The organism is Caballeronia sp. SEWSISQ10-4 2 (assembly GCF_030464885.1).
Classification (GTDB): domain Bacteria; phylum Pseudomonadota; class Gammaproteobacteria; order Burkholderiales; family Burkholderiaceae; genus Caballeronia.
Genome location: NZ_JALPRJ010000043.1, coordinates 66,925 through 73,435 on the forward strand (window position 1 = coordinate 66,925; position 6,511 = coordinate 73,435).

At 58.7% G+C, this 6,511-nt stretch carries 8 protein-coding genes; 2 read left to right on the forward strand and 6 right to left on the reverse strand.

The annotated features are described in order from the left end of the window. The first annotated feature begins 33 nt into the window (after positions 1-33). Entirely contained in the window at positions 34-993 is a 960-nt protein-coding gene (locus tag M0D69_RS26575; protein WP_301784847.1) for a LysR family transcriptional regulator, read from the forward strand. 54 nt (positions 994-1,047) lie between these two features. Here the strand turns inward: M0D69_RS26575 and M0D69_RS26580 are convergent, their stop codons facing one another. After that, a complete protein-coding gene (locus tag M0D69_RS26580; protein ID WP_301784848.1) occupies positions 1,048-2,256 on the reverse strand; it encodes a gamma-butyrobetaine dioxygenase in 1,209 nt (402 codons plus the stop codon). A gap of 166 nt (positions 2,257-2,422) precedes the next feature. Between M0D69_RS26580 and M0D69_RS26585 the strand changes: the two genes are divergently transcribed. Next, positions 2,423-3,385 carry a GlxA family transcriptional regulator gene (locus tag M0D69_RS26585; RefSeq protein ID WP_301784849.1) on the forward strand — a complete coding sequence of 321 codons (963 nt, stop codon included), beginning with the start codon at positions 2,423-2,425 and terminating at the stop codon, positions 3,383-3,385. Between the two features lie 20 nt (positions 3,386-3,405). Here M0D69_RS26585 and M0D69_RS26590 read toward each other — a convergent pair whose 3' ends face one another. The 5 genes from M0D69_RS26590 to M0D69_RS26610 form a co-directional block, all read right to left on the reverse strand. Next, complete coding sequence (locus M0D69_RS26590; protein WP_301784850.1) at positions 3,406-3,918, reverse strand: DinB family protein; 513 nt, start codon at positions 3,916-3,918, stop codon at positions 3,406-3,408. A gap of 136 nt (positions 3,919-4,054) precedes the next feature. Further along, entirely contained in the window at positions 4,055-4,963 is a 909-nt protein-coding gene (locus tag M0D69_RS26595) for an ion channel (RefSeq protein WP_301784851.1), read from the reverse strand. An 84-nt stretch (positions 4,964-5,047) separates the two neighbouring features. Then, positions 5,048-5,473: a DUF3574 domain-containing protein gene (locus M0D69_RS26600; protein ID WP_301784852.1), complete on the reverse strand. Its 426-nt coding sequence runs from the start codon at positions 5,471-5,473 to the stop codon at positions 5,048-5,050. Positions 5,474-5,500: 27 nt separating this feature from the next. Then, positions 5,501-5,905, reverse strand: a complete 405-nt coding sequence (locus M0D69_RS26605) for a carboxymuconolactone decarboxylase family protein (protein ID WP_301784853.1) — start codon at positions 5,903-5,905, stop codon at positions 5,501-5,503. Then, entirely contained in the window at positions 5,860-6,261 is a 402-nt protein-coding gene (locus M0D69_RS26610) for a MerR family transcriptional regulator (RefSeq protein ID WP_367619765.1), read from the reverse strand. Before M0D69_RS26610 ends, M0D69_RS26605 begins: the two co-directional genes overlap by 46 nt. Positions 6,262-6,511: the final 250 nt, after the last annotated feature.

The following is a 6,511-nucleotide window of genomic DNA, read 5'->3' on the forward strand; positions in this document are numbered from 1 at the left end:
ATAATGTTGACCTGCGTGTCAACAGACCACGATATGGCTAAAGACAATACGCCTGCCCAAGAGAACCTGCTTAGCGCCCGGAGCCTGCGCTATCTGCATGAAATCGACCTGCATGGCGGCGTGCGCGCAGCCGCTGACGCGCTAGCCATTAACGCTTCCGTGATCAGCCGGCAAGTAGCGCAACTCGAACGCGACCACGGCGTCGTGCTACTCGAGCGGCGCGGCCGGCGCGCGGTGCTGACTGAGATCGGGCTAAGCCTCGCCGAACATTATCGCGAGAGTAGCCGCCGCGATGCAGACATGCTGGCTCAACTGGAGGATTTTAGAAGCTTGCGACGCGGACGGTTGGGGATTGGCGTGGGTGAGGGGTTCATCGAGAATCTGCTGGCCACCGTGCTCGAGCGTTTCAGCTTGCAGTTTCCTGACATCGTGGTGGAATTGCGCAGCGGCGCGACGTCCGAAATCATCGCTATGGTTCGCAACGACGACGTCGATCTCGGCTTATGCGCGGGCGGCGGCAGCGACCCCGCCATACGCGCCCGCACCTTTCGGGCCGCGCAGTTCTGTGCGCTTGTCAGCCCACGCCATCCCTTGGCGGGCGAGCGGCGCATCCGCTTCGAACAGTTGCGCGATCAGCGGCTCATCTTCATGCCCGAGCGCTTCGGCGCCCAGCAATATCTCGACGCCATCATTCGTGCAGAGCGGTTGAACCTGACGCCGTCTTATCGCTGCGATCTTTTCTCCGCTGCGCAGGCCATCGCTGCCGCAGGGCTGGGCGTGGCATTCATGTCGACCGATGCGGCGCGGCAATACCTCGAAGCGGGGCGTCTGGTCGCGCTGGAACTGGAGCATCCGATCGCGCGCGAATTCAGCAGCCAGGTGATACGGCGCGTTGGCCGCCGCCTCTCGCCCGCGGCTGAATTTCTGTGGCGCCATCTTGTGGAAGCGATGCAGCGCAGATGGGCCGCTGCACCGCCAAAGCAAGGCGAGTGAGACCGCGAGCGTTCGCCAAGCGGTGCGGATCGAGTTCGAGTGGCACTGAAGAAATCAAGCCCAAGCCGTTTCCGGATAACTCCGTTGCAATACGAGAATGCGCGAAAGCAGTTCGTCGCGATCCATGTAACACCCTCGCAGGAAGCGCTTTCCGCTAGCTTGGTCGAAGGCTCTGCGAGCATGCATTGTCCGGCGGTTGTCGAAGCACCACATTTGGCCGGCTTCCAGACGGCGACTCACAATGAAGCACGAGTCCCGGGTGAGCGCGCAAAAGTGCCGGTACGCGCGATAGAAAGCGCCCATTTCCGCAGCCGGCAAATTGAAGGGCGCGCGAAGCCAGTTCGCCAGCCGGATTTCACTCACCTCTCCACGCGCGTCGAGACCGATGACCGGTGCGAAGCTGCGATAGTCGCTCTGTGGCGATTTATTCCAGAACTCGACCGGGTGCTCGCACAGCAGTCGGAAGTCCTCAGGTGAATCCGCGCGCAGAGCCGCCGCAATCGCGAATCCATCAACGAAGGTGCTTTCCCCGCCGGTTGCGTCGTTGATCAGACAATGAAGGAATTGCAAACCGGGTTGTAGCTCCCGGGTCGGCAGATCGGTATGCGCCGGTAACGGCAGGGATGTGTATGCATTGCTATCGACCGCTTCGGCCTTTGTGCGAACTTCGAAGGTGACGCCGAAATTGCTCTCGCGGATAAACGATATGCGTCTCGCCACCAGTTCGACAGCTTCGTCGGTTGCAGGCATGCCGGTGAGCATGGTTAATCCAACGTCACGCGCTGCAAGCAACCAGTCGAGCAAAACACGATCGGCCGACATCACGGACGTGTAGTCGAACGTCGGTATCTTCAGATTGCTTTCCCACGGCCGAACGCTGCGCAGGCGTTCCGCCCGCTCGCTTCGGGATGTCTCGTCGTAGGCATGCGAACGCAACCAGCCGGGCTCATACGCGCTGCGATGTCCATCGCTCCAGCACACATCCAGCGCGCCCATGGCGCCCAGGGAAACGCTTGCGGCAACCAGGTCTTCAGGTGCATCGACGACCTCGAACATCTGTTCACGAGTACCGGGATGAACACACTCGCGACAAGGGCAATTGTCTCGCAGCCATAGGAAATGGTAATGGCTAATCCGGTCATCATCCCACTTCACTTCCAGGCTGTCGGCCAGGACGTTTGCCGCCTTGAGACGATGCGTCGATGCGAATTTTCTCCAGTCCGTGGCGAAAGTGTCATTGGCCGGGCTCGCGATTTCGTTCATCTGATCTCCATGGTTTGCTCCCGGCGATGCCGGCGGGCTTGTCCAGACTGTCCGGCTTACTTTACGGATCCTCCATCAAGATAAACAAGAATAATGCGACGTAGATTGCTAATTTTGCGACAATCGCTTGCGAGCGCCAAACCTGTCTTCCTGGAGTTCACCGCCCATGAGCGAACTCATCGTTTTCTTGCTGATGCCCGGCTTTTCGCTGCTCGATTTCGCGGCCATAGCCGAGCCGCTGAGGTCTGCCAACCGGCTGGGTGGCGAGTTGTATCGGTGGAAGGTGCTGAGCGCGGACGGCCATCCCGTTTCAGCGAGCAATGGCATGTCGATGGCAGTGGACGGACCATTGGAAACGCTGGAAGCGGCCTCCATACTGTATGTGGTCGCGGCGTACGATCCGCTTGCGCGTGTCGACCGGACACTCAAGCACTGGCTGAAACGGCAGGCAAACGCCGGAATCACGCTGGGCGGCGTGGACACTGGCGCCTTTGTGTTAGCGGAAGCGGGGTTGCTGCAGGGGTTCCGCGTGACCGTTCACTGGGAGACGATCGCTGCGTTTATCGAGCGTTATCCGGCGCTACGCATCAGTCATGAAATCTTTGAGATCGACGGTCGGCGGATCACTTCTGCCGGCGGCACGGCGTCGATGGACTTGATGCTCGAATTGATCGCGCGACGTCATGGGCGGGACCTCGCTATTCGCGTGGCCGAGCAGTTCGTGCTCGGGCAGATCCGTCCGCAGAAGAACCTGCAGCGCTCCCCACTCGGTGAACGTTATGGCGTGAACAATACGAAGCTGCTGTCGGCTATTGCGCAGATGGAGCAGCACATTGAAACGCCCTTGGCCATCGATCCGCTCGCAGCGAATGTCGGCATCACCCGTCGGCAACTTGAGCGGCTTTTTCGTACCAACATGAGCGAGTCGCCGGCCGGATTCTATTTGAACCTGCGGCTGGAAAGAGGGCGGCAACTGCTACAGCAAACTGACCTCTCGGTGATGGAAGTCAGCTTGGCTTGCGGTTTCGAATCCTCCTCTTATTTTGCGCGCTGTTATAAGAACCGCTTTCAACGTCCGCCGCGCCGAGACCGGCAAGCGACGGTGGGCGCGTTGGGGGAGGGTTCCTAAGCCGGTCCGCCAAGCAGACGCTAGGCGTCCTGCGGGACGTCGCGCAGGAATACTGGAAGATCGGTTGCCGATGGCGTGACCCCTGCCTGATACATCAGGTCACCGACGAACCCCCGGTGATAGGTGCCGTGATTGACCACATGCAGGATCATTTCGTTGCAGGTCATGACACCCTCGCCACCACCGATAAACTTGAAGTGGATCGACCGGTCCAGATCCTCGGCCGACAAACCCTCGGCGAAATCAACGTACCACTGGTCCAGCGTTCGTACTGAGTTCCACAGTTCATCCAAAGACGGATGACTGGGTGTATTGCGCGCCGAATAGCCGTGCTCGCGTCCCTGAAGATGCGCCTGGAACACGGCGTCTATGACGTAGATGTGGTTCAGCGTGTGAACCATGTTTCCGAAGCGTGTTTGCCGTGGCCGGATAACCTCTTCATAGGGCATGTTCCTCAGCATGGAGAAGATGAGCTCGTTGGCCCAGGCTTTGTAGCGGGTCAACATTCGGACGGTTTTGTTAGCGGCGGTCATGGGTTCCTTCCACGATATGAATTGAACGGCAAATCAGCGGGCACAATAAAGTCTTAGCTTATTCGCGAAGATATCGGCGGTACATATACAGTCGTTGTTTGAGCCGCCGGATCAATTCCTGCGAACCCAACCCGCTTCAGAGCGGCACGACATCATGAAACTTCCCGTAGTCGAGATGCGTTTCGGCGTCCTGCTCGTACATCAGATCGACATACCGATGCTGCCAAAGAATCGATTCAGGCGGCCACGCATAACGCGCTTGCATAGGCTGCGCCGTGGTTTCATCCAGGCCTTCCACCATTAACATCAACTCAGCCCCGCTCGCTTTGAGCGACTCGAGCGTCTGGCCAAAGAGCGGGCTTTCTTCATCGATGACGTGCATGAGGCTCCAGCCCAGCAGGAAGATCGGATGCTGGTCCCGGATCAATGGGAGGTCATGCACCTTGCGAAGGAAGAACCCTTCAGGACTGGTCTCCGAGCGCATCAGACGCATGCGCGCCTTCGCTTCCACAATCACATTCTGGCGCGCATTGGCGGCACGGACCATGAGCGTCATGCGGCCGTCGATAGGACGCACCACCACGCGTTTTGCGAAGAGGATGCGTGCGTGCGGCCGCGAAAACCGCGCGAAGATCATGCCGGTCGTCAGTGCAATGCCCGACATGCCCACGAAGATCTCGAACGTGGCGACACTGTGGCCGTAGATCGTATCCGGATGCATGTCGCCGTAACCGACCGTTGCAAGCGTCTCCACGCTGAAGAAGAACGCGCCTAGCAGACCTTCAGGCGACTGGTTCGCGATCGCGTGATGGCCCAGCAGGTACAGCAACGCAAACCCGAAGTTCAGCAGCAGGAAGAGCAGCGCAGCCACCGCAAAGAACATGGGCCAGCCGACCGTCAGTGCGATGTGGTAAATGTCTTGCCAGAAGTAGGTCTTGAGGCCGTGTGTCACGACGTGGCGATTTTCGTCGAGTGATAGCCGGCGATGCGGCGGCTTGGGCGTTTGTGCTTCGCCGCATGACGGTTGAACGGTATTAGGCGGCATCGTTGGATAACTCTCAAAAGGGATGACAGGACACCTCAAGCGGCACAAGCGTACGCTACCTATAGATCCAGGCGACAGCCCCGCTTAGAAAGAAACGCAAGCCAGGCTCTTGACCCGGAGCACGGACTCCTGGTCAAAGCGCGATTTGTATTCGGTGGTGATTGCGCGGACCGCGGTTTCACTGGGCTCGTCGTCAGGATGCACGAGGCTGAGCACAAACGAGCCTTCGTGAACGATGGCGCCGTCAGCCCCCTTCCATTGCCCCGATGCCTGCCACACCGTCAGCCCCTGAGGAAACCGGGGCGTGACTGACGTGCGCAAGAATTCCGTCCACTCTCCAGGCGTAACGGCGCCGACTGACTTGGCCGTGCCGAAGTACATCACGTCGTTGACGGAGCGCTCCTGGCCGGGCGCGCAACCCGTTTCCCTCACCGCTGCACACCCATACGCCGCAAGCATCAACGTGAGGGCGGCAGCGGTTCGAAGATGACGCAAGGTGAGTGTTTTCATTATTTGCGCAGGTTGTACGGTTCGCTATTACGGCCGATGGTTTTGAAAAACTTCCTTCGCGGCGAACAAACCATTAAGGGCAGCAGGAAAGCCCGCATACACCGCCATTTGCATGATCGTTTCGACTATCTCGTCGCGGCTAAGCCCCACGTTAAGCCCGGCGGCAATATGGACCTTAAGCTGGGGCGTTGCATTGCCCATCGCGGTTAAGGCCGCTATGGTGGCGATCTCGCGGGAACGGGTATCGAGACCCGGCCGTGAATAGATATCGCCGAATGGAAATTCAAGCAAGTACTTCGCGAAGTCGGGCGCGATATCCGCGAGCGAATTGATGACCTTCTCACCGGCCTCTCCGTCGATCTCGGACAGGACTCGTTTGCCCCGTTCTAAGCGGCTTTCCTGCTGCGCTTGGTGTTCGATTGCGTTTTGCATTTTTCAGTCCTCGATTGAGCTGTGGCATAGTTAGCTATCTTGGTGTCGAGGACGAGAAGGCAGGCTTGAAGTTCAGCCACCCGCGTGCGCACCTGGTCGCGATGTTTCGCCAGCAGTTCAGCGCGCTCCGCCTCGGTAGCCTCGCCTTGCGAGCGTAATTGCGCATAACGCAGCATCTCCTGAATCGACATGCCGGTCGTTTTGAGGCGACCCAGGAACTCGATCCACGTAAGGATGGACGCGTCATACACACGCTGGCCTGTATTGTCTCGCGGCGCGAAAGGAAGCAGGCCGATGCGCTCGTAGTATCGAATCGTGTGGGCGGTAAGGCCTGTACGTTGTGCGATGTCACCGATTTCATGGCTGCGTTCTCGTTACGACGTTAGGCATCGTAGGACTTCGAGTGCACTTTAAGTCAAGCGTTTCCGCGATTTTTATCGGATATAGCCCAAGCGTCAATGATTGGTTTCGCTCGCGCCGGTGGACGGGTTTTTTTTAGGGCCGCCAGGGGCGGTGGTTTTGGGTTGATGTCAGGGTGCTGCTGCTTAGGCCTGCGGTCGTTATATGTTGGATGTTTTCTTTATCACTATTAGCCACTGTGCGTGG